This window comes from Pleurocapsa sp. PCC 7327 (genome assembly GCF_000317025.1).
Taxonomy (GTDB): domain Bacteria; phylum Cyanobacteriota; class Cyanobacteriia; order Cyanobacteriales; family Microcystaceae; genus Hydrococcus.
This window is the reverse complement of sequence record NC_019689.1, coordinates 3798123-3820852: the sequence shown is the minus strand read 5'-3', so window position 1 is coordinate 3820852 and position 22730 is coordinate 3798123. Positions and strand designations below refer to the sequence as shown.

General features: G+C 44.0%; 22 protein-coding genes, 2 pseudogenes and 1 CRISPR repeat array. Of the genes and pseudogenes, 8 read left to right on the top strand and 16 right to left on the bottom strand.

The window, feature by feature from the left end:
* Positions 1–166: 166 nt before the first annotated feature.
* The gene (hcp, locus tag PLE7327_RS17250) at positions 167–1810 is read right to left on the bottom strand and encodes a hydroxylamine reductase (protein WP_015145080.1); all 1644 of its coding nucleotides are present in this window, start codon (positions 1808–1810) and stop codon (positions 167–169) included.
* A 113-nt stretch (positions 1811–1923) separates the two neighbouring features.
* On the opposite strand from hcp, the gene PLE7327_RS17245 reads away from it, so the two are divergent.
* Positions 1924–3084 (top strand): DUF58 domain-containing protein, encoded by a 1161-nt coding sequence (locus PLE7327_RS17245; protein ID WP_015145079.1) that lies wholly within the window; start codon positions 1924–1926, stop codon positions 3082–3084.
* 31 nt (positions 3085–3115) lie between these two features.
* Here PLE7327_RS17245 and PLE7327_RS17240 read toward each other — a convergent pair whose 3' ends face one another.
* From PLE7327_RS17240 to psbP, 3 genes are all read right to left on the bottom strand, one after another.
* Complete coding sequence (locus PLE7327_RS17240) at positions 3116–4612, bottom strand: aldehyde dehydrogenase family protein (RefSeq protein ID WP_015145078.1); 1497 nt, start codon at positions 4610–4612, stop codon at positions 3116–3118.
* A gap of 218 nt (positions 4613–4830) precedes the next feature.
* Positions 4831–5424, bottom strand: coding sequence for a nucleoside triphosphate pyrophosphatase (locus PLE7327_RS17235; RefSeq protein WP_041392280.1), 594 nt, complete (start codon positions 5422–5424; stop codon positions 4831–4833).
* Positions 5425–5510: 86 nt separating this feature from the next.
* Positions 5511–6062, bottom strand: a complete 552-nt coding sequence (psbP, locus tag PLE7327_RS17230; RefSeq protein WP_015145076.1) for a photosystem II reaction center PsbP — start codon at positions 6060–6062, stop codon at positions 5511–5513.
* Positions 6063–6198: 136 nt separating this feature from the next.
* On the opposite strand from psbP, the gene PLE7327_RS17225 reads away from it, so the two are divergent.
* The gene (locus PLE7327_RS17225) at positions 6199–7092 is read left to right on the top strand and encodes a tetratricopeptide repeat protein (RefSeq protein WP_015145075.1); all 894 of its coding nucleotides are present in this window, start codon (positions 6199–6201) and stop codon (positions 7090–7092) included.
* A 78-nt stretch (positions 7093–7170) separates the two neighbouring features.
* On the opposite strand, the gene psb34 is transcribed toward PLE7327_RS17225, so the two are convergent.
* Positions 7171–7350, bottom strand: a complete 180-nt coding sequence (gene psb34, locus PLE7327_RS17220) for a photosystem II assembly protein Psb34 (protein WP_015145074.1) — start codon at positions 7348–7350, stop codon at positions 7171–7173.
* 465 nt (positions 7351–7815) lie between these two features.
* On the opposite strand from psb34, the gene PLE7327_RS24925 reads away from it, so the two are divergent.
* The 3 genes from PLE7327_RS24925 to PLE7327_RS17205 all read left to right on the top strand — a co-directional run bounded on the left by PLE7327_RS24925 (position 7816) and on the right by PLE7327_RS17205 (position 9895).
* Positions 7816–7968 carry a hypothetical protein gene (locus PLE7327_RS24925; RefSeq protein WP_015145073.1) on the top strand — a complete coding sequence of 51 codons (153 nt, stop codon included), beginning with the start codon at positions 7816–7818 and terminating at the stop codon, positions 7966–7968.
* The gene (locus PLE7327_RS17210) at positions 7955–8941 is read left to right on the top strand and encodes an RNA polymerase sigma factor, RpoD/SigA family (protein ID WP_015145072.1); all 987 of its coding nucleotides are present in this window, start codon (positions 7955–7957) and stop codon (positions 8939–8941) included. The genes PLE7327_RS24925 and PLE7327_RS17210 overlap by 14 nt, the downstream gene beginning before the upstream one ends.
* A gap of 399 nt (positions 8942–9340) precedes the next feature.
* Positions 9341–9895 carry a hypothetical protein gene (locus PLE7327_RS17205; RefSeq protein WP_015145071.1) on the top strand — a complete coding sequence of 185 codons (555 nt, stop codon included), beginning with the start codon at positions 9341–9343 and terminating at the stop codon, positions 9893–9895.
* A gap of 111 nt (positions 9896–10006) precedes the next feature.
* On the opposite strand, the pseudogene PLE7327_RS26700 reads toward PLE7327_RS17205, so the two are convergent.
* The 3 genes and pseudogenes from PLE7327_RS26700 to PLE7327_RS17190 form a co-directional block, all read right to left on the bottom strand.
* Positions 10007–10417: pseudogene (locus PLE7327_RS26700) on the bottom strand (transposase); the annotation flags it as partial.
* A 70-nt stretch (positions 10418–10487) separates the two neighbouring features.
* Positions 10488–10937, bottom strand: coding sequence for a hypothetical protein (locus PLE7327_RS17195; protein ID WP_051036454.1), 450 nt, complete (start codon positions 10935–10937; stop codon positions 10488–10490).
* 303 nt (positions 10938–11240) lie between these two features.
* Positions 11241–11660 (bottom strand): CopG family transcriptional regulator, encoded by a 420-nt coding sequence (locus PLE7327_RS17190; RefSeq protein WP_015145070.1) that lies wholly within the window; start codon positions 11658–11660, stop codon positions 11241–11243.
* A 188-nt stretch (positions 11661–11848) separates the two neighbouring features.
* Between PLE7327_RS17190 and PLE7327_RS17185 the strand changes: the two genes are divergently transcribed.
* Entirely contained in the window at positions 11849–12106 is a 258-nt protein-coding gene (locus tag PLE7327_RS17185) for a DUF5132 domain-containing protein (RefSeq protein ID WP_015145069.1), read from the top strand.
* Between the two features lie 93 nt (positions 12107–12199).
* On the opposite strand, the gene PLE7327_RS17180 is transcribed toward PLE7327_RS17185, so the two are convergent.
* Positions 12200–12790: an HMA2 domain-containing protein gene (locus tag PLE7327_RS17180; protein ID WP_051036453.1), complete on the bottom strand. Its 591-nt coding sequence runs from the start codon at positions 12788–12790 to the stop codon at positions 12200–12202.
* Positions 12791–13010: 220 nt separating this feature from the next.
* Here PLE7327_RS17180 and PLE7327_RS17175 point away from each other — a divergent pair.
* Together PLE7327_RS17175 and PLE7327_RS24920 are read left to right on the top strand one after the other, a co-directional pair.
* Positions 13011–14282: pseudogene (locus PLE7327_RS17175) on the top strand (RNA-guided endonuclease InsQ/TnpB family protein).
* Between the two features lie 17 nt (positions 14283–14299).
* A complete protein-coding gene (locus tag PLE7327_RS24920) occupies positions 14300–14455 on the top strand; it encodes a hypothetical protein (protein ID WP_186005331.1) in 156 nt (51 codons plus the stop codon).
* A 378-nt stretch (positions 14456–14833) separates the two neighbouring features.
* Positions 14834–15296: direct repeats of the CRISPR family, unit length 25 nt; unit sequence GATAGGGATTTAGTTGATTTTCAAA.
* A gap of 257 nt (positions 15297–15553) precedes the next feature.
* Here the strand turns inward: PLE7327_RS24920 and cas2 are convergent.
* The 7 genes from cas2 to cas7d all read right to left on the bottom strand — a co-directional run bounded on the left by cas2 (position 15554) and on the right by cas7d (position 22718).
* Positions 15554–15826 (bottom strand): CRISPR-associated endonuclease Cas2, encoded by a 273-nt coding sequence (gene cas2, locus PLE7327_RS17170; protein WP_015145066.1) that lies wholly within the window; start codon positions 15824–15826, stop codon positions 15554–15556.
* Positions 15827–15846: 20 nt separating this feature from the next.
* Entirely contained in the window at positions 15847–16851 is a 1005-nt protein-coding gene (cas1d, locus tag PLE7327_RS17165; protein WP_015145065.1) for a type I-D CRISPR-associated endonuclease Cas1d, read from the bottom strand.
* A 62-nt stretch (positions 16852–16913) separates the two neighbouring features.
* Positions 16914–17510, bottom strand: coding sequence for a CRISPR-associated protein Cas4 (gene cas4 / locus PLE7327_RS17160; RefSeq protein WP_015145064.1), 597 nt, complete (start codon positions 17508–17510; stop codon positions 16914–16916).
* Positions 17511–17535: 25 nt separating this feature from the next.
* Positions 17536–18372 (bottom strand): CRISPR-associated endoribonuclease Cas6, encoded by an 837-nt coding sequence (gene cas6 / locus PLE7327_RS17155; RefSeq protein WP_015145063.1) that lies wholly within the window; start codon positions 18370–18372, stop codon positions 17536–17538.
* Positions 18373–18540: 168 nt separating this feature from the next.
* Positions 18541–20820 (bottom strand): type I-D CRISPR-associated helicase Cas3', encoded by a 2280-nt coding sequence (cas3, locus tag PLE7327_RS17150; protein ID WP_015145062.1) that lies wholly within the window; start codon positions 20818–20820, stop codon positions 18541–18543.
* On the bottom strand, positions 20813–21598 hold the full coding sequence (gene cas5d, locus PLE7327_RS17145; RefSeq protein ID WP_015145061.1) for a type I-D CRISPR-associated protein Cas5/Csc1: 786 nt from the start codon (positions 21596–21598) through the stop codon (positions 20813–20815). The genes cas3 and cas5d overlap by 8 nt, the downstream gene beginning before the upstream one ends.
* Before the next feature lie 85 nt (positions 21599–21683).
* Positions 21684–22718: a type I-D CRISPR-associated protein Cas7/Csc2 gene (gene cas7d / locus PLE7327_RS17140; RefSeq protein ID WP_015145060.1), complete on the bottom strand. Its 1035-nt coding sequence runs from the start codon at positions 22716–22718 to the stop codon at positions 21684–21686.
* Positions 22719–22730: the final 12 nt, after the last annotated feature.

Below are 22730 nucleotides of genomic sequence, written 5' to 3'. Positions count from 1 at the left end.
CGGCCCTTCACTTCGAGAGAGGGTAAACTCCGCGCAATGAAGCATCTACCGAGATTCTTCGCTTCACTCCATTACGCTCAGAATGACAATTTATACCTTGATTTAGCAAAGCAAAAAGCGGTTATTGCCGATCCAAAGAAAACAGGCAACACCGCGATGTTTCTTTCTAACCCAGACAAGCGGCTAAATCTTCATCGGGGGTAGTGATGGGTTTGAGATGGTAAGTTTCTGAGAGCAGCTTTAATACATTGGGAGAGATAAACGCTGGTAGAGTAGGACCCAAACGAATATTTTGAATGCCTAAATATAGCAGCGTCAGCAACACCGCCACGGCTTTCTGTTCGTACCAGGAGAGAATCATCGACAAGGGGAGTTGATTGACACCTACCTCAAAAGCTTTTGCCAACTCCAGAGCAATCTGAATCGCCGAATAAGCATCGTTACACTGACCCACATCCATGAGTCGGGGAAGTTCGCCAATAGTTCCCAGTTGTTTGTCAAAGAAGCGGAACTTGCCGCAGGCGAGAGTTAGCACGATACAATCTTCGGGCACTTTTTCCACCAATTCGGTGTAGTAATTGCGATCGGGTTTAGCGCCGTCGCAGCCTCCCATGAGGAAGAAGTGACGAATTTTCAAGCCTTTGACGGCTTCGATAACTTTATCGGCAACGCTTAAAACGGCATTGCGAGCAAACCCCGTCATGACTTGACGCGGTTCTTCATCTCGTGTGAATCCAGGCATTTCTAGAGCTTTTGCGATCGCGGGGGCAAAATCGGGGGTGCCATCGTCGGTTTCGGGAAGATAGTTGATGCCGGGATATCCCACGGAACCGATAGTGAAGAGTTTCTCGTCATAGGCTTCGTGGGGCGGCATCAGGCAGTTAGTAGTAATAACGATCGCGCCGGGAAATTTCGCAAACTCTTTAGTCTGATTCTGCCAGGCGGTGCCGTAGTGACCGTACAGATGGGGATATTTCTGCTTTAAGAGGGGATAGCCGTGGGCTGGCAGAAGTTCCCCGTGGGTATAGACGGTAATCCCTTGGTTAGCAGACTGTTTGAGCAGGGCTTCGAGTTGTTTGATATCATGTCCCGACACTAAAATCGCTTTCCCAGTTCTTGCATTGAGCGGCACGACCGTAGGGACGGGGTGACCGTAAGTGCTGGTATGACCTGCATCCAGAAGTTCCATCGCTCGCAGGTTGATTTCCCCAACTTTGAGCGCCAGCTTGACCCAATCTTCTAAAGTGAGGTCTTGGCGATCTAGGGCAGCTAAAGCCTCATGGATGAAAGCATAAACGCGATCGTCTTCCTGACCTAGTTCTTGGGCGTGGAAGGTGTAGGATGCAACTCCTTTGATCCCGTAAAGAACGGTCAGTTTGAGGGAAAAAATATCGACGTTTTGACGCGATTGAGTAATAAATTGGAGGGAAACGTCTTGACCTTGTTCGACTAAACTTTCCTGAAAATTGGGTTCATAACAAGATAGTGCCGACCATTCTGTCGGTTCCTTCGCTTGGATTTGGGCTTTTAAGTTCTCGCGAATAGCGATCGCGTCGCGAATGTAGCGATTAAACCGCTTGCGATCGAAGTTAACATTGGTCATCGTGGCGAAGAGTGCTTCGCAGGCGAAGACATCTGTTTCGCGAGTGGGAATGCCTAACTGACGAGCGCGGAGTGCAACGGGAGCAAGCCCTCGCAGGCAATAGACTAACAAGTCTTGGACGGCATTTACCTCTGGGCTTTTACCGCAAGCTCCCCATTGATGGCATCCTTGTCCGCTAGCCGTTTGTTCGCATTGTTCGCAAAACATATCTCAAGTCTCCTGTTTCCTTATACTTCCACTTTAGGCGCGATCGCGGGGGCAAGTCCTTGACTCAAGTCAAAAATTATAATTTATACTGGGTTGGCTAACTGATTTGATTGATGAAATTTACTGTTGCCTTGGCTGAATGGTTAGAAACCCATTGGGTTGCTCCCGCCCATAGCGGTTGGGTATTGGCAGGGCTTGCCGCGTGTTTTTTTGGGGCTGCCACGAATACCATGGCGGGATGGCTATACGTTCTCAGCGGCACGATCTTGGCTGTGCTGGGATTGGCAGCTATTCTACCATTGCGATCGCTGCGCCACCTCAACATTCGCCGTCTCCCCATGACTCCCATCAGTGCGGGGGATATCTTGACAGTTGAGTTGGAAATTGAAAATACCAGCAAGGCTGCCAAAACGCTACTGCAACTCCAGGATCTGTTACCCTACGTCCTCTTCCAACCGATGGGAACGGCAGTAGAAGTTATTCCACCCAAAAGCGTTTATCGCTGGGTTTATTATGTTACCGCCAAGCGGCGGGGCGTTTATCGCTGGCATGAAGTACAACTGAGAACGGGAACGCCATTGGGATTGTTCTGGAGTCGCCGCACTCAGGAAGTTCCCGCCAAAGCGATTGTTTATCCGCAAGTATTGCCTCTGGCAAATTGTCCATTAGTAGATAGTTTGGGACAAGATGAGAGGATCGAATTTCAGAGCGATCGTCGCTATCAAGCTGCTACTGAAGGCGTTACTAGAGCGTTGCGCCCCTACCGCTACGGAGATCCCACTCGTTTGATCCACTGGCGGATCAGTGCCCGCTTTGACGAGTTTGTCGTCCGCGAACTGGAAGTTATTACGGGAGGACAAGAAATTGTTATTGCCTTAGACAGTGCTGCTCAATGGGAAGAAGACAATTTTGAAAGCGCAGTTATTGCGGCTGCGTCTTTGTATTTTTATGCCAGTCGCTGCCAACTAGCGGTAACGCTTTGGACGGCAGGGACGGGATTGGTTCGCGGCAATCGAGTCGTTTTGGAAACGCTAGCAGCCGTCGAAGCGCAAGCAAAAGCTAGGGAAATCCAGCGTCCTACTCTACCCCTAATTTGGCTGACGCAAAATGCTTCAACTCTAGATTCTCTCCCCGTAAGCAGCCGTTGGGTTTTCTTTCCTGCCTCATCTGAAGATAGCGATCGAGGTAGTCCCTTGTCTAACTTTTCTGGGTTGGTTATTAATCCAGAACAACCACTTCAGCCTCAATTGCAAAAACCGTTGCGATCGCTTTAGACAAATTACTATCCAATAACGACTACCATAACTACCGATTATCGATCTGAGCGCGTTGCAAGCGACCGGAAAAATCGACATAAACCGTCTTCCATTCCGTAAAGACATCAAGCGCTGCACTACCCGCTTCGCGATGACCGTTGCCTGTCTGCTTCACGCCACCAAAAGGAAGATGGACTTCTGCGCCGATAGTGGGACCATTGATATAAGTAATGCCAGCTTCAATATCCCGCATTGCCTGAAAAGCTCGGTTCACGTCGCGAGTATAAACAGAAGAAGACAGTCCGTAAGGCGTATCGTTGAGAACTGCGATCGCTTCCTCAAACGAATTCACTTCTATCAAAGATACCACCGGACCAAAAATCTCTTCGCGAGCAACTCGCATCTGAGGAGTAACTTCATCCAATATGGTTGGTTGGAAAAAATAACCGTATTGCAATTCTTCTTCTTTACCAATGTCTCCCCCGATTAACACCTTTGCTCCTTCCTCGCAAGCAATTTCTATATATCGTCTAACCCGTTCTCGTTGTGACGAATTAATTAAGGGACCTACATCCGTTTTTGGGTCGATGCCGTGACCTAAGCGCAGCTTAGCTGTTTTCTCCAACAGCATATCAGTAAACTTGGCTTTGATTTCGCGGTGCAAAATCAAGCGACTGGTCGCAGTACACCGCTGTCCGGTCGTACCAAAAGCCCCCCAAAGCGCCCCTTCGAGTGCCAATTCTAAATCCGCATCTTCCATGACGACTTGGGCATTCTTACCACCCATTTCCAGACAGACGCGCTTGTGAGTGCGTCCGCAAATCTCTCCGACTTCCGCACCCGATTTAGAAGAACCCGTAAAGGAAATTAAATCAATCCCAGGATGGTTTACCAATGCTCGACCGACTTCTCCGCCAGAACCGTGTACTAGGTTAACGACTCCAGGCGGAAAACCTGCCTCGTGGAAAATTTCTACTAATAGAGTGGCGCAAGCAGGCGTATCCTTTGCTGGTTTGAGGATGATGGTATTGCCGCAAACCAGCGCGGGCATTGCCTTCCAACAGGGAATCGCCATGGGAAAGTTCCAAGGCGTAATCAAGGCGCAAACGCCGACTGGCATCCGCACCGACATGGCAAACTTGTTGTTGAGTTCCGACGGCGTTGTCACCCCGAACAAACGGCGACCTTCGCCAGCGTAGTAAAAAGCGCAATCAATTCCCTCTTGTACGTCTCCTCGCGTCTCAGACAACGGTTTGCCCATCTCGCGAGACATCAGATAGGCAATTTCTTCTTTTTTGTCCAACAATAGTTCGCCCGCGCGATAGACTAATTCTGCCCTTGCTGGTGCGGGTACTAAGCGCCAGGTTTTATAGGCGCGACGGGCAGCATCTACCGCCGCATCGACATCGCTATCGGTAGAACGGGGAAAGGTAGCGACAAGCTCTCGCCAATCGGCAGGATTGCGACTTTCTGCGGTGTCTTTGGTTCGCGCGGGGAGCCATTGACCGTCGATATAGTTGAGGCAAGTAAGGGGAGAAGTTTGCATACGCCTGACCTCTGTTGGAAGCATCTCAGCCTCATGATAGCTAATCAGGACTGGGGAAGGGATTTAAGATAGTTAAGGAAAGATGTTAATTCAGTTGATGAGAGTTCGAAACGCGATCGCACCTTAAAGTTTCGCCATAAATATTCCCGTCCGCCATCAGTCGTCATACGCGATTTGAAAAATGCGATCGCACCTGTAGAATCAATTTTCAGTAATCCTCATTTCCAAAAATCGGTTACACAATAACCTAACTCTGCTAACATTTGACGCAACAAAGGAAGACTTAACCCAATGACATTGCTGTGACAACCTTCCAACTTTTCGACAAATAATCCACCCTTTCCCTCTAGTGCAAAACAGCCAGCACATTTGAGAGGTTCGCCACTGGCAACATAATCTTCAATTACGGCATCGCTAATATTAGCAAAATAAACCTTAGTAATTCCGCAGCATACTAATTGTTTATTTTGCCTTTGGTCGATGAGAGCGTGACCCGTATAAAGGATACCTTCATTGTCGCGCATTTTTTGCCAACGCGCGATCGCTTCTTCTGTCGAGTTCGGTTTGCCATAAATCTCGCCGTTGACTGCTAGCACCGAATCGCACCCCAAAATTAAGGCATCGCTGAATTGACTGGCAACTGTTTCTGCTTTGCACTGTGCCAGGATTTGTACTAAAGCGATGGGATCTTCGCTTTGAACTCGCGATTCGTCAAAGTTGCTATGACGGACTATTGGTTCTATTCCCACCGTCTGTAACAGCTTGCGGCGGGCAGGAGAAGCGGAAGCTAGTACAAACATGGGTAGTTCCATAATTTAATTGTGATGAGGGAGATAGGGAGATAGGGAGATGGGGAGATGGGGAGACAATTAACTACTAACCACTAACCATTAACTAATTAATAAATAGAAAAAGAGTTGACGACGGTTTCAAAGAGGTTCTTAACTTTTTCCCAACGCTTTTGATCTGTGGAAAGATTGAAGGTATAGAGTTTGCCGCGACTGACGGCGACGCTGGCGATATCGTGCCGTTCCTGATTATCGGGCAGTTTGACTTGATATTCTAGGGTATAGTAAGTCTTTCCGTTCGATTCGCGAGCTTCTGCTTTAATTAATTCTGCTTCTCGATTGGCATTGGGGTTGTTGTTGACCTGTTTGAGGAAGCGATATCCTACATCTGTCGGCGTTCCTAAGTCGGTGAGGGTTTTGTTTTCTGGAACGCTGCTGATAATGACGCTTAAATTTTCTGTGCGTTGGATGAGATCGCGAAAAACGACATCGACTTCTTCAGATGCGTTTTGGATATTAACTTCAATCCAGCCATTAGGATAGAAAAACTCATAGCCTTTGACGGCATTGGCGTAGTGTTGTAAATTACTAATCCCGACCGAACAACCAGAGAGCGTTAGAGTGGCTATAAATAGTAGAGTAACAATTAGCGATTTAAACATTTTTTTATTCCATTGTGGCTGTTTTATTTTCCCATATTTATTGTCGAAGTCAGAGGAGTTACCCAACGCCCTGACTGTTATTCTTAACACGTAAAGTTCGTCAAATTCATATTTACAGAGAAAATGAGGAGTAGCGATGAAGTACGGCAGACAATTGTTTAGTATTTTGACACTGATTGCTGGAATTTCCGCAGTTAATACGGCAGCTTATGCTCGATCTTCTCTGTTAACCCCATCTTCAATTACCCAATTAACACAACAACCACAAGAGTCCGAGGAAGGGGAACGAGAAGAACCCGAACAAAAAGAGATGAGTGCGGTGGAGTGGTACAACCAAGGAGTAGATAAGATAGAAGCAGGCGATTTTCAAGGCGCGATCGCAGATTTTACTCGCGCTATCGAGTTAAACCCCGAAGATCCCGATTCTTACTACAATCGTGCCTATGCTTATCATGCTTTAGGGAATTATCAACCTGCTATAGATGATTACGGCAAAGCCATCGAACTTAATCCCAACTATGCCTATGCCTACGGCAATCGCTGCTATGCCTTCTACCTAATGAAACGCTACGACGATGCAGTTTCAGATTGCACTAAGGCGATCGAACTCGAACCCAAACTGGCTGATTTTTATATCTATCGAGGCGATGCCCAAGATGCTCTCGACAAGCACGAAGAAGCGATCGAAGATTACACGGAAGCAATTCGTCTTAAGGATGATAGTGCTAATACTTATTATAAACGAGCCTTGGCTTATGGCGCCCTGGAAGAATATCAAAAAGCCTTAGACGATTATACCGAAAGCATTCGTTTGGACGAGAGCTTGGCTGATGCTTTCTATCAGCGCGGTATTGTTAATTCTAAACTAGGCAATGAAGAAGAAGCGATCGCTGACATAGAACAGGCGGTAAAACTGTTTAACGAACAGAACAAACCAGAAGAATCCAAAAAAGCGCTGAAAACCCTTGAAGATATTCGCGGCACCCAAGAACGGGAAAGCAATGAAGATCGAGAAGACACTGAGGAATAAGAGGAGCAAGAAATGATGAATGATGAACGGTAAAGTTTTATTGATACCCATCACTCATCAAATAATTTTCTTTTGGCATTAGCCAACTTTCGAGGCATAAACTGCAACAGTTATTAATCCGCCTACCAGCAAGGCGGCGATAACTCCCAAAATGATGTAATTGCGCTGTTCGGTTTTCGTTGGTGGCGAGGCTTGATAAACTCTCGGTTCTACCGCAAAGTTATTCAACCGTCCGCCATCTTCTTCTGTATAGGGCATAATTACAATCCTCTGTAAAGTTCTCTTGAGCTTTCGCAATTGTTCTTACGATAATACAACAATTCTTTAGAGCGAGCAGTCGGTGGCTCTGCGCGTCATTTCTTCTTTATCGCGCGATCGCCCCACGATTCTCTTACCTTCTACCTATAGGAGGAATTTAAAAACAATCGATTTTTCTATGATATATTTACCAGTCTCGATAGTTATCGCTCGCAGACGGGTTCGAGCGACACTTTCTCCTTTCTCGGAAACCCTCCCCTACTGGTTCGGCGATCCCTCCAAGATCCAACTCTCTATCTTAATCATTTTTAAGTCATCATGAGAATAGATTGGCATGAATTGATACTAATTTAAATGGAATTTCGCCAGTCAAACCTTGAGAAGAGAGTCACTAATGCTAAGTCGATGTAAAAACCCAACGATGAACTTTTCTAGATCTGCCATCGTCTAAACTGGTGAGCTAAAATGGAAGAAACACAAAGTCATACTGACTTCGATCTAGAAAGTCTTCTCTTGGTTCTAGCAAACAAACAGAACGGATTTCATCAAGGAATTGAGTCAACCCAGACTTTCTGTAGCTTTCAAGGAGTCATAACCGTACAAAATGCCCACTGCTAAAGTTAACTCAAACAAACAACAGCCTGTTTTCTCAGCAGATATGGTGCGTACTTATCTGCACGAAATTGGACGGGTACCTCTGCTGACCCACGAGCAAGAAATTGTCTATGGCAAGCAGGTACAGAGAATGATGACCCTGTTGGAAAAGAAAGAAGAACTAGCAAGTAAACTTGGACACGAGCCAAGTCTAACAGAGTGGGCGAATTATGTCCAGCTCGGTGAAGATGAACTTAATCGAGCGATAGCACAGGGAAATCGAGCCAAGCGCAAAATGATTGAGGCTAATTTGCGTTTAGTCGTCGCGATCGCCAAAAAATATCAGAAGCGTAATATGGAGTTCCTGGATTTAATTCAGGAAGGCAGCTTAGGGTTGGAAAGAGGGGTAGAGAAATTCGATCCAACTAAAGGCTATAAATTTTCTACTTATGCTTATTGGTGGATTCGTCAAGCGATTACGCGAGCGATCGCTCAGCAAGCAAGAACGATTCGCCTTCCCATTCACATTACCGAAAAGCTCAATAAGATCAAGAAAACGCAGCGAGAACTGGCACAGCAATTAGGTCGTAGCGCTACTCCTGGCGAAATTGCTCAAGCGCTAGACTTAGAACCCGCTCAAATTCGAGAATATCTGAGCATGGCTCGTCAACCCGTTTCCTTAGACGTGCGAGTGGGCGATAACCAGGATACAGAACTCTCCGATCTTTTGGAAGATGAGGGAATTTCTCCCGACAATTACATTACTCAAGAATTGCTGCGGCAAGACTTGAATAACTTGATGGCAGAATTGACCCCTCAACAGCGAGAAGTGCTTTCTTTGCGCTTCGGTTTAGAAGACGGGAAAGAACTGTCGCTAGCGAAAATCGGTCAAAGACTAAACATCAGCCGCGAACGAGTTCGCCAGCTAGAGCATCAAGCTCTCGCTCAATTGCGCAGGCGGCGTTCTAACGTCCGAGAGTATATTGTTGCTAGTTAATTTCAAATCAGACTGAGATCATAGGCTTTAAAAAAGCGGTAGCGAGCGCTCGCTACCGCTTTTTTTAGCGACTTTTTTCCAGTTGTTAAGAATTTAAGAAAAACTTGTAAAGGCTTGGCAATTATTTGCACAATTAAATTAGGGTGTGAGGAAATTTAGGCAGAATTGTACTCCAATCCTTGTGAAATTTGGCATCATTTTGGGCAAGTTAAAAGCGGAGAGCAAAAAATAAGCCACCGAACTTATCGGGAATGACTTGGCTATAAATTGTAGTCCTTTAATAGGAAGTTCTTTGCCAGGAGCGAGAAAACTGTCTCCAGTTATTTAGTCCGCGAAAATATTGCTCCAAAGGGTTCGTTATTGTCAAAACAGCTCAGTTGGCGAGCGTTAATAAAAACTATGTTATTCACGCAAAGTTTTCAAGCCCTTGGTTCCAAACTTTCTACATCCAAAATTGCACCGATTTTAAGTCTCGGACTGGCAACAATAATGGCGATTCCCACACTAGCTTTGTCGCTTGAAGAAAAGCAACTAGAACGAGAGCCATCAAGCGATCGCGCCTCGGAAGTATATTTCGCCGAAGCAGCTAGCAAGAAGTCGCCGCTAGCTGACGGAATTTATCTCTACGGTCAGTCCCCCGAACCCGAACAAATCGGTCAAGAATATCTCGTTTTTCGGGTACAACAGGGTAAAGTCATTGGTGCTGTCTATCTGCCGCGATCGGAGTTTAATTGTTTTTCCGGTACGGTGGACTCGCATCGCATGAATCTCTCGATTGTCGATCCCTACAATAACGCCGTTTATCCTTACGAAATCGCCCTACAAGATCTATCGCCAGTAGCATCCGGCGATCGACTGCCTCGTGCCGTAGGGTTGGAAGGCTATCATCAGATCTCTACTATCAGCGAGAACGATCGCCGCATTTTAGATGTTTGTCTCCAGAAATATCAATAAGGCGATCGGGGAGCAGAAGTCGCAAGTGCGAAATGCACCGTCGCATGCGGGAGAGGCTGTATGCCAGAGTACTCCGGCTGGGTTGGAACGATTATATCAATTCGTAATGGCTCATAAGTAAGAAGTGTGCGGAGTAACCAGTGAGGCAATGAAGGCAGGGCAGATGCGTTTGAGGTTTCCCTTGAACTCAAAAATAGCAACATAACCACTCAGGCGCTCTTGGTGAACACCCTTAAAGGAGCTCAAGAAATTCCTCATATCTGTCCACATCCCTTCAACTGTGTTGACATGAACTTCTCGAAGCCCATCTCCCTCATCATCCCTTGCCCATTCATGCTGACTATGACAAACAGTAGCATGAGGACGAATGACGTGATTATAACTGGCTGATTCGTCAGTGAAGAGCTGACTCTCAATTACTGTGAATTGATGCACATGATTAACCAGTATTTCACCTGTAGTGTTCCTCACTACTCGCAATCGGACTTGCCCACTGTTTCGTCCAACCGTTCCAACCACTGGTGGTCGGTCATGATCCTAGGTGCCTTTACCTCGTCGTTTGTTCGCTCGTCGTCGAGGTGGGTCAAACGGGTCAAGATGCTGCTCTCCTTTTTTCCCCCGCCTTCTGAAACATCTCATCGGTTTCAGTTCGAGTGTCAGGTACAGGTTCCTGCGATTGTAACTGCTCGGCACGAGCTTGCAGTTGATGAGGTAAGGTTAACGCCGTTTTGTAATTTAACTGTAATTCTCCTGCCAAGCTTTTAGTGGACTCTCCCTTGAGGATGCCTCGCAACAACAACACAACCCGTTCAGGTCTCAGGTGATGTTGCGCTAGTAACGTGCCACTGTAGAGGTTGTAAGTGTGGTCGCACACACGACAGCGATAAACTCTCAACTGAGAGCGATGCGTGGTTCTAAATCTTCGGGCTTGTTCCACCCCAGCTTTACAGTTGGGACAGCTCAAGCCATCCGGATGAAAATGCTCCAAAATCCACTGCCTGCATTTGTCTCGATTGAGCAAATCGTTCAGGGGAAATTCCATAGCATGCTGACATTACTTCTCCTGCACATATTTTACACATGAGCCTTCGCAATTATCATCGATGCTCCTCCCGCTTGCCTTAGGGCTCGCTCCCGCGTGCGCGTCGGTTCGCAATTAGTCAGCCGCTCTGGGTACAAGGTTTTTTCATTGAACATCTGTAGCGTTCTTTTTTAGAAATAGTATTAGAAGGTACGGGAGGGAGGAAAAACCACTAACTACTAACCGTTCTCCCGTAACTGATAACTGACCAAAACGATTAACAATTGTGAATTGTGAATTATCAATTGCGAATTGGTTTGATTCCTAACCCATTAAAAAGTCAGTGAGAATTTCATCGGGTTCGTCATCGTAGTCATCATCGTCCGTATCCATGAGCTGACAGGGCGTTGAAGTCGTTGTCTGCTTCAAATTGCCTAGCGAGATCGCCCTTTCTAAAGTTGTCAATCTAGCGCTCATGGTTGTTATAAGATAAGACTTCTCCGAGAGCGCGTTAACTTTTTGGGTTAATTCGGCTAACTCCGCTTTGAAGGTTTTTAACTCGCTGCTGAGTCGATCTAAGCTTGTGGCAGGCTGTTGTCCTGAGATGTCTAAGTAACGAGCCAGCGCTTCTCGAACCAGTTCGCTCGCCGAGCGCCCGCTCTGGTTTGCCAATGTCTCAAATTGTTCGATCCATGCTTGAGGAACGTTAACTTCTAGGGTAGCTTCATCTCGATTCTGATTCATCGGTATTTCAATAGTAGATAGATCGCGACCGATCCCAGATTACCAACTAAAAATCTGATAGCACAATTGGCGATCGCAACAGTTTTGCTTATTGCTATTTAACTCGGAGGAACGATAGGAAAATTAACTTTTACTGGCATAATCGCCTAAAATTTTACCTAGCATGAATGGGAGAGGAAGTTTTGTCAATGTTTAACAGGTTAAAAATCTTTTGTCAGAACAATCCCGGCAAAGCGATCGCGATCGGAATAGGGGCAGTTGTCCTCGCTCCTACCTTGGTTCCTTTACTCAAACCTGCCGCCAAAGCCAGCCTGAAAACAGGGGTACTCTTTTACAACAAAGCCAAAGAATCGCTCGCCGAAACGAGAGAAATCCTTGAAGATATTGTCGAGGAAGCAAAAGCTGAAATTGCTGCCGAACAAATGCAAAAAGACGAAGACGATTAAAACTTGTCGCGCTTTTCGAGCTGATGTCGCACCAGAGGACGAAGGTCATTAAGTCCAGCTGCGATCGCTAACTTGCGTTACACTTTTTTTTGCTTAATGTGCTGCCGTTTCAACTGATTGTTCTTCAGATTCAGCGCGATTGAGAATATTCATCAAACGCCAGCCTAGCTCGATATCGGAGATTTCTCTGGTTTGATACTTTATGGCAACGGACGCCGCATCGCGATTGATCCGAACGTCCACAACGTTCTCGTCATCGGCGAGTAATTCCTCTAGACGTTGGGCAAAAACGCGATCTTGGGCTAACTGGGGAACGCGCAAGCGAATTCGTCCGGGAACGGCATGGAGAATTGTGTATTGCCCAAAACTCCCAACAGTTTGCAAGGCGGTCCTCTCTTTCTCTTCCCGTACTCTTTGAGAGGTTCCGGAGTCAGGTTGCTTGAGTAGTTCTAGGAGTTGACCGATCAGGTTGATAATTAGCAGGTTGATGAGTACGGCCTTGACTCCTCGCAACTGAAAACGTCTAGTAACCAATAATCCTAAGGCAACCGCAAGGATTGTCTCTATCTCGCTATGTTCTCTCAAAAAGGAAACAATTCGCTTTTGCAAAGGGGCTGCGTGGCTTTGGCTGGCATTTTTGTCGATCGCAGTCATTGCTACGGCTTTAAAATAGCTACTCGTCAAGTATTAGGATACCTTTTAATCGAGCAAGATTTTAAAAATATTTAAAAATATTTTGTTAGGCTTGAACAAAACTCGCGGGAATCCCTACCTTCAGGGAGCGTAGCAACAGCGAAGCGTATTGCGAAGTGAGCAAGGTAGGGAGGGATAGCGACGGGGCGGTAGCCCCAATCTCTACAATATCTTCACGAGAATTTCTCATGTACTGAGATATTCTAGAGTCATGAAACAAGTACTCACTGTATCCTGCAAGATTGAAGTAGCGCCCGAACAGCTTGCCAAAGTGCAAGAAACGTTCCGGGTAATGCCCCCTGTAACGGCTTTTTTGAAAATTTCACGAACAGCTTGCCAAAGTGCAAGAAACGTTCCGGGTGTTTGCGGATGCTTGCGAGTACGTGAATCAGGAAGTCCCCCAAAAGTTGACTAACGAGCTTGCAATGCAATCGTTGGTGTATCAGGACGTTAGAGCGCGATTCGGCTTGTCGTCTCAGCTTGCCATCCATGCGATTCGTCGGGTATCCGGGAACCGCAAGACCGCAAAGCAGAAAGGTAAGCCCGTGAAGGAATTCCGCCCCACATCGGTTACTTACGACGCGAGAACGTTCAGCTTCCGTGAATCGGACTGGACGGTAAGCCTCACAATGGTTAGGAAGCGAGAGCGATTTAGATTGCACATCGGCAATTATCAGCGCGGATTGTTGAAAGGGCAGAAACCTAAAACAGCAACCTTCTCGCTGAATGCCGACGGTGAGTATTATCTGAATATCCAGCTTGAGTCGACCCCAGAGCCGCCCAAAAAGACCAAGAAGGTTTTGGGAGTGGACTTGGGTAGAACCGATATCGCAGTGACTTCGGACGGGGATAGTTTCAGCGGTAAGGACGTAACTAACGTTCGGAACCATCATGCTCGTGTAAGAGCTTCGCTCCAGCAAAAAGCTTCGAGAGGCACAAGATCCACGCGGCGAAGAGCGCGTAGACTCTTGCAACGGTTGTCGGGCAAGGAGCGAAGATTTCAGCGGCATACCAATCACGTCATTTCTAAACGCATCGTTCAACACGGGAAAACCAACAATCAGGTAATTGCGTTGGAGGATTTGACCGGAATCAGGGAAAGCGCGAACGAGATGCCGCGCACGAAGAAAGAGCGGCGGTTGTCGAATAGTTGGGCGTTCTACCAGTTGCGCCAGTTCCTCACCTACAAAGCGGTGAAGAATAGCGTGAAGCTGATTCTGGTAAATCCTGCGTCCCAGACCTGTCACAAGTGCCTGCATATTCACCCCGTTAGAGGCGAATCGTACAGAAGCGGTAAGAGGTTTGCTTGCGGTCATTGCGGTTGGGTGGGTGACGCGGATTTGAACGGTGCAAAAAATCTTGAAGCAATGGGGTGTTCTATAAACACGCCTGGAGGTTCGGAGTTGCTTAGCTGTTCGCTCAGCTATTCAGCTTCAGGGCTACTGAAAACCCCATCCGCCTATGCGGTGGGGTAGTTTATTAATTCTGTCTAGTTTTTGATTGATTTGTTCTGAAATAGAAGAAGCCATACAGATAGCGATCGCTATTTGTCCGTTAGTTCTAGTAACAGTTATCGATAGTTACGCGATCGCTTCCGAAGCAGCCGATCTGTTTTATCATGACCTGGTCTCTTTGGCTCACATCGCTCTCCAATGACAAATTTAGGTTTGAGTGCGTAACTCCTGTAATCGTTCTGCTAATACACCTGCTCCAATGGAAATACCAGCCAGATAAACGTTCGCCTAGCTGGGTGAATTCAACCAATTTTTGAATGAATGCAAGAGAGATACGAATTACGAATTATTAGTTTTCCCTTCTATCAGTTAAAGGATTCAAAATCTCAAGCATAGTAGCCTGTCTTCTACGTCCTCAAGCCTCCGATAGTAATCGGCTTGAGCCTCCTAAAAATTAGCTTGCGATGCAGATAATCGAGACATCCATTCAAACATTTGTTTTCGGTCTTTTCTCCATTCTTCTTTGAGACTTGTTAAAGCGCAGGTAACTCTTTTTGTACTGCTAGCATCCCTTCTATGGCATAGGGATTTAGTTGATTTTCAAATCCCGCATTTCCTCGTGCAAAAGTACTTGCAATGTTTCAATCCCTGATAGGGATTTAGTTGATTTTCAAAAGCGGTGATGGATGCAATAAATTTTTAAACACAAATGTTTCAATCCCTGATAGGGATTTAGTTGATTTTCAAAAGATTACCTGCAAGTGATGGCTGAAGATAGTGGCGGCGTTTCAATCCCTGATAGGGATTTAGTTGATTTTCAAAGCGTATCCCTTGCCATTCCCAGTATTTGAAGGTGGTTTCAATCCCTGATAGGGATTTAGTTGATTTTCAAACAAGGCACAAGCCCTAGCAGAAACGAAGCAAGTTGTTTCAATCCCTGATAGGGATTTAGTTGATTTTCAAAATCAGCTCTTGGTTAGATAAAGGTTCTTCGACTAGCCCTAGCGTTTCAATCCCCGATAGGGATTTAGTTGATTTTCAAAAAATGCTATTATCTCCCGTCTCTGACGCAGAGCTTCAATCGAATCCCTGATAGGATAGGAATTTATTTTCTTTGTACGGATCGCTAAAATACCCGTCTTTGACGCAGAGCTTCAATCGAATCCCTGATAGGGATTTAGTTGATTTTCAAAAAACTGCGGGAGTATCCTTAGATAGCTCTGGGGCTGGAATCCCTGATAGGGATTTAGTTGATTTTCAAAAAACTAGTCCACGCTCCACTAGGGAAAATTCTGTAAAACTAAACCAGGAAAATCGTTTCGTCGCGGGGTTGCTCTCCCCCAATTCGTTCAACCTTTCCTTGGCAGCAACCACAGAGAAAATAGAAGCGAATGCTGTCTGTTTCAGATTGAATCAGTTTGCTCAAACGAGAGCGAAGTTTAGCATATTGAGTCTCAGTTAAGTCGCACTCAAAAATACTATACTGCATCCACTGTCCGTAAGATTTCAGAATATTGTGAACCTTAGTCCGGCGCTTATCTTCCGAAATATCGTAACTAATAACAACGTACACGGTTTGACCGATCGATGAAATTATTTCAAAACTAAAGGTGGATATTTATCCGTTTCACCCATTAAATACTTCGCCAAGAGTCTCGCTTGAATTTCAAACGACTCTTGATAGGTACATTGACGCTGTAAAACTGGATGTTTAAACTTGGATTGTTTCTTTTGTTCGTACAATCTGAGAAAGATTTTTAAACCATCTGGCGTAAGAGAAACCGCATTGCTTAATGGTTCTGCAATAAAATCATTAGGCGTTAATTTTCCTTGATTTAAAGCGCTTAATACTACTGCATCTACTACCAAGGGACGAAATTCTTCCATCAAATCTAAGGCTAAAGAAGGGCGACCATAACGTTCGACATGAAGATAGCCTAAATAGGGGTCGAATCCGACAATATTAACTGCGCTTTGAACGTCATGGCGTAACAGAGAATATCCTAGACTGAGTAGAGCATTTACTGGATCGGTTGGAGGACGGCGATTACGAGTTTTAAATTGAAAATCCGTTTCTTTAATCAAGCGATCGAAACAGCCAAAATAAGCTGCGCTTCCAGAACCTTCTAATCCTCGTAGAGAATTGATTGTAGAAGTTGTTTCAATGGGCGCGATCGCCTGTTCTAATTTCGTAATACTAGAATCGAGATCGAGGTCGGGACATTCTCGTCGTCGTCGCATCAAAAGATTGCGATAATTTTTTAATTTTCCTCGAACAAATCCTCGAACAATATGAATCGCCTGAGGAGATTCTCCGGCAGCTAACCATTGTGCTTTACGGACAAAGATGTTTTTCGTCATTTCAGGTTCTAGTCTTCCTAGATAACGCCCTGTCCCTGTAAGGAAACTTAAGGGAATATGGCGTTCTAGCAGTTCGTTGACAACTGCTGGAGAAACCGTAGCACGTCCCAAGATAACTACCCCATCAACCTTAATCATGGGGACATCTAAAAGCTGTTGTTTATTGATTTTAACATTTAGCCTTTCATCAGTTTTCCCGATAAAAGCATCTTCTTGAGTAATATAAACCGTTCCCATTTTTTCTATCCCGATCTAAAAAAATTCAATATTTTTCTATCCTACAAGGACTAGAGTTAAGGTTAAACAGGTTCTTGATAGCGTCCTACTTTATCAATTGCTTGTGGCAAACAGCGAGAATAAAGGCTACATCCTTGACATCGTTTGCTATAAATAGCCTTGGGCATAATTCCAGTTTCTAATAAAGTTTTTACGGCTTCAATCGTCGCCTGAGTTTTTGCTCTTAACTCCTCAGATATTTCGACTAATTGACGTTGATGAGAATGGGCATAATAGACGTAACCTGTAGTAATTTCTTGTTCTGTCATCTCTTCTAAACATAATGATTGGGCACAGACTTGCAGTTCATCATTATCCCATTCGCCTCGATTTCCTCGCTTGTATTCAACCGGACATAATTGCCCGGATTCTACTTCAATTAATAAATCGGATTTACCAATCAATTGATATCGTTCTGACTTCAACCAAACAGCTCGAATTTGCCACTTATTTTCGCGGTTTTGTTCGGATAAAGTATGAACTCGTTCGTGCAAACTCGTTCCTTCAATCGTATATTGATTATCGATAAATTCACCCGCACAAAACATCCGCCAGCAACGGTGAGGACAATAGGCATAGTGATTTAAGGAAGCAATGGGAATATAATCTGCTGCATTCATTTTTGTTTAAAAACTAAAGCGATCGCTAAGAGGCTGATGAATTTAATGGTCGTAAACGTCTTGACATTCCCATTCCCATCGTTGTTTTTCTACCCATTCCAGCGTAAAGAGCAAAGTCTGCTAAGGCATTAATTTGTTTAATGGTTAAAGAGTTTGCTTCTCCTAAAATTCGATAGGTAATCTCTCCAACACAACCAATCAATTTACTGCGAGAATCAACGAGAATTTCTGTGCGAATATCGAAGAAGCTAGGGAAAATTGCGTCTAAAGAAAGGGATGAAATTTCAATTCCACTGTATTTATTCCAACGACTGAGAAGACTATTAAAGACAACTTCTCTTGTTGGTAAGGAACTATCATATTTTCCCTGGCGAAATGCCATTGGAGTTGCCAGTGCAAACATGAGAGTACGTTCCGTTTCCAACGCTTGTTCGTAGAGTTGGGAATAGGTGCAGGCATTCGCCCAAGGATGCATCGATCGCCCAGTTGCTAAAATACTGGTAATCTGTAGGTCAGCCGATCCTAAATGCCAAGGCCGATCAAGGTTAAGGTTCAGCCATAGTTGCGTCAGTTTGCCAAACAAGGTGTCATCGAGTAGGGAAATGCGCCACCAGCAAGGTGTTCCTACGGGAATGGGTTTGGCGTGTTCCCATTGAAGGCAATGGGAAGGGCGTTGGCAATCGATTTGTAGGGGAGAGAGGGTAAAAGCTTTGTCGGTGCGATCGTTATGGAGATAGTCACCTAATTCGCGATCGACGGAACTGACGAGGGTTAAAAAGAGGGCGTGGAGGTGTTGTCCGCTTAAATATCCTGGGAAAATAGGCGAGAGGGGGAGAAGGTTTAAGACGAGACTGTGAGGCATTGGGGAGAAGTAATATCAATTACGTAAATACTTGCGGAAGATGATAAGAGATGGGAGAGTGGGAATGTGACTTGATTTGACTAAGAAATAAATTTTTTGTCCTCCAAATATCAAGTCCTATAAGAAAGATGAATTGTTGATGCAAGAGAAAAAAATTGCCATTTTGATTTAGATGATATAAAAATCTTCGTCGTCAGGGAGTTTCAGTTTTATGCCACTCATCGCGATCGCTAATATTCCTGACAAACCCGGAAAGAATGTATAGGTTTTCTCAAAATCGTTACAGCTAACCGAGATAGGATAGGACTTTAATCCTTGTTTGCTAAGTTGAATAATTATGCCCTGATTAACTTCAGTGGCAATAATAACTCCTGGAAGGAACTGCTTTTCTAATTTGGTCAACAGAGGGGTAGGTTTAATAGCCCCTTTTAAACTTCTTTGAATGCGACAGTTTGCCAAAGCTGTCAATTTATTTAATTCTTTGTTTTTTAACTCTTCAATCGTTCCAAAATAGCGCCAAGCAAAACTTAAATCGTAAGGTTGTTCTACCGAATTAATAATTTCAATTGCTCCATTGGATTCGGTAAACTCATAGTAGCATAACAGATGCATGGTATCTACAATAGTTTCCTCTGATTCATCCAATAAAAAACCATGGGGATCGCGGATTTTTAAATTCTCAAATAAAGTTTCTCGAAACTGAAATAGAGGAGCATAACTAGCGCGCCACAGTTGAGCAAATTCTTTTAACTCAGTAGAAACATCCTCATACTTTTTAAATTCCTTTTCCCAAGCTTCTATGGGCGTTATTCCTGCTCGCAAATCTTCAAAATGTTCGGGATACTTGACTTTTAAGAATAATTTGATAAAAGCTCGACTTCCTTTAATATATTGTAACTCCTTTTGAATATCCTCGATACGAAGATTACTGATTTCTTCCGCTCCTTTTAATGCTTTCATGCGATAGCGGTAGTAATTCCAATCTCGCTTACCACCAAGAATATGTTGTATTGCTTGATAAAGTTTGGGGATATAATTAATATTAGGTAATTTCTCAAGACTTTCTTCTAGTTCTAATAAAGGGCGAGCAATTTCTAAGAAGGCTTCAGATTTCCAATAAATTTCTAAGAAGGGGCGTTCGAGACAAGCAATCGTTTCTAACTTTTGTTGCAGCTCTTTTCTTCCGCCAGAACAGTTCAAAGAAGTAATTCCTTGTTCCCAAGCTTTTGACGGTAGATAGACAATAGCTTCCGAACAAATATCTGTTTCATTTTTACCTAATACACGCCCAACTCTTCCAATTCTTTGCCAAAAAGAGAAGCGATCTTTTGCTGAAAAAATTAGCCAATCTAAATTCTGTCGGGAAGGTTCGGGAGTTTTTTCAAAGTTAAAGCCTACATCAACGGTGCTGGTAGCTAAAATAATAGGTTTTTGAGCAGCTGATAGACGATCTTGAAACGGAGTAGATCCTGTAATTCGTCCATAAGATTTTTGTAATCCTCTAGCTTTTAATAAAATAGCTAGGCGATCGATATTATATTTAGAGTCAAGAATAACTGCACCATTGTGATCGGGTTTTTCTCGAAAACGTTTTTCGACTTCATTAGCAATTTCAAGTAACCATTCTTGTCTTTCAAGCTGGGGTCGAATTTCTAAATTTACAGCCGTTTGTGACGGCAACTGATTAGCAGTCGTACTTTCTCCATCAATTCTAGCTATTTTCACACCCTGTTTTTCTAGGTCTTCTAGGGCTGATTCACACGCTTTATCTGGAGTAGCAGTGAGTAAAACGACTCGTCTACCGTGCTGAAAAAATCCAAAGACAAAAGATAAAGCCAGATAGAAAAATAAGCTAACAAGTTGCTTGGCATTATAAAGATGAAATTCATCGAATATAATGGTTGAAAATTTGCTATAAAACTCACTGGCTATGTTACTTTTATCGTATTTGTTATAAGCAAAAAAAGTGGCATAGTAAAAGATATCAGGATTAGTAATCAATAAAATGGGTTTATTTGCTCCGACTTCTGGAAAAACAGTCGCCGGATTACGCAAAAGATTATAAATTTTTTCTCCTGAACGTTTACCAACGCGATCGCTAGACCAATTCTTAATTTCTTGTGCTGAAACGGATTTAACAACGTGAGGCAAACCCGCTCCACAAATAAACTTTTCGGCAGCTTCTGTTTGTTGAGTAATTAAAGCATTTGTCGGAGCGATATAAACTGCACTCTTGTTAGGTTCATGTAATAAAACAGTTAAACCCGCTCTCGTTTTTCCTGTCCCAGTAGGAGCTAAATCTAGGATGATATCGTGGTTAAGAGATCGTTTAAAAACATCAACTTGATGTTGTAATGCTCTACCCATAAAAGATAGTTCTTCGGGAAGAGGAACGCACGCTGCAATACTTTTAGCTTCTAAGGTAATTCGTAGTTTATCATTAGCCATTGTTTCGATCTCCACCACAAAATTTTAAATTGGCTGGAACGATAAATTCACCAACTTGCCACGCCTCTCCTCGAAAGCGAAGGTTTTTTAAGAGGGACACAGGAGGCATATTGACTAAATCAAAAGCGAGCAAATTAATATTAGGTAGATCGGCTGAATTGAGGTAAGTTTTGCTGTCATATTTACCCATAGGTAAAGAAACGATCTCTAGGTCTTTTAAAATCCTGACTCGCACTTTACTCATAAACTTACCTAGACGAATATATTCGGGTAATTCTCGCTTTCCAAAGACAATAGTTTGAAAAGAGTTGCCCCGTTCGATCGCTCGTAACCGTCCGGTTTGGGGAAAATTGCTGGGTCTGTAAGTATTCGGTCTTTTACCCGTTCGTTTTAGAGGTAAATCTTCACGGGAAGTTGCAACGTGGTTATTCGTCATTTCATACCAATAAGCATCAGAAAGCGCATTAAAACGTTCAAAACGAAATGAAACTTTATCCGACCAAGCAGGTAATACATAGCAATCTAAAGGAGATAAATCTTCAATGTAAGTAGGTCTTCCCGTTGCTGCACCTGTCAGGCGATAAGGCGATCGCGCCCATCCAAATCCATAGGCAAGTGCATAATTGCCAATTACGCCTTCAGTATAATAAGTATCTGATAACTCTCTAGAAGCGAAAAATACGGGTTCGGCACACCATAATTCAATGAGTTGAGCTTTTGTATAAGTTGGACGAGAAGTTTTTTTAGCTGGATTGAGTGATAGTTCTAGCTGTTGCATAGTATTCGATGTATTTGTTTAGAAGAATGCAACCCAACATCTAAAAAGATGGTGTTGTTGAGTTGCATTTTTATTACACTTTAAATTAAGCTTCGCCTAAAATTGTTGTACTCGCTTTCTTCTTTTTATCTTTTTTGGTCTCTGTTTCCGCAGGAAGACGACGGAAATTTTCGTAAGATCTATCTAAACGTTTGAGAAAATTCTCTTGTTCGTTTGGCGATAAATGGCGATCGACATCAGCAATTAAATTATTTAATTCATCTTCAGAAAGTTGCATAGAGATTCCTCGCTTATCTATCCAAGTTGAGATCGCTTGCTTGGTTGCAGAAATTAACTCGTTAGTATTGAGAGGATGTTCTACAGGTTTTCCTGAAGCTTTTAAGCGATCATGAACTGCTTGTACTAACTCTAGAGAACTCGGAAGTTCCGCAATTCCGCCAAAAACCCCTAAAATCTCATTTTCCATGCGCCCAACTCGACTAGACACTGCACCATAGCGAGTGGTTAGCAGAATGTTACCTAAGACATAACGCAACTCATCGGCAGTTACATCTTTGAGTGTGACAATATCGAGAAAATGAACGCCTGGTTTGATGTATTCGCTGGTATTGAGGGCGGTTGAAGCTTTCCCGTTTTCATCCCGCATCGTCCCATTTTCAAAGATTGCATTAATTGTGCGATCGCCGACTAACTCCGTACTCGGTAACACGCTAAATGCATCCTCAGTCCAAACACGACTTTTTTGTGCGCCTTCGCCTCCGGCAGCAAAACCGTAGAGAAAACAATCAATGCACATTTCACAGGGAGCATTCGTATTGAGAGAGCAAATCGAATCGCCTTTAGGACTGTTATAAAGAAGATTATGAGAGCGCAAAAATTCCCGTCCTCGCCGTCGTTCGGGCGCAACTTGTTTGCGCTTGGTCATCACCAAACGAGAAATAATATTTTTATCCTCTATTCCCGCTCGCACAAATTCACTACACATTGGTTCGCCCGAACCTTCTGTCCGAAAAATTGTTTCAGAGTGAGTTGTTCTTAAAACAACTAATCCAATCGTGCGTCCTTTAGGAAAATTTTCATAAGTTGGCGCAAGAAATGGAGTGAGTTTTTCAATAGTCATAATTATCTCCTA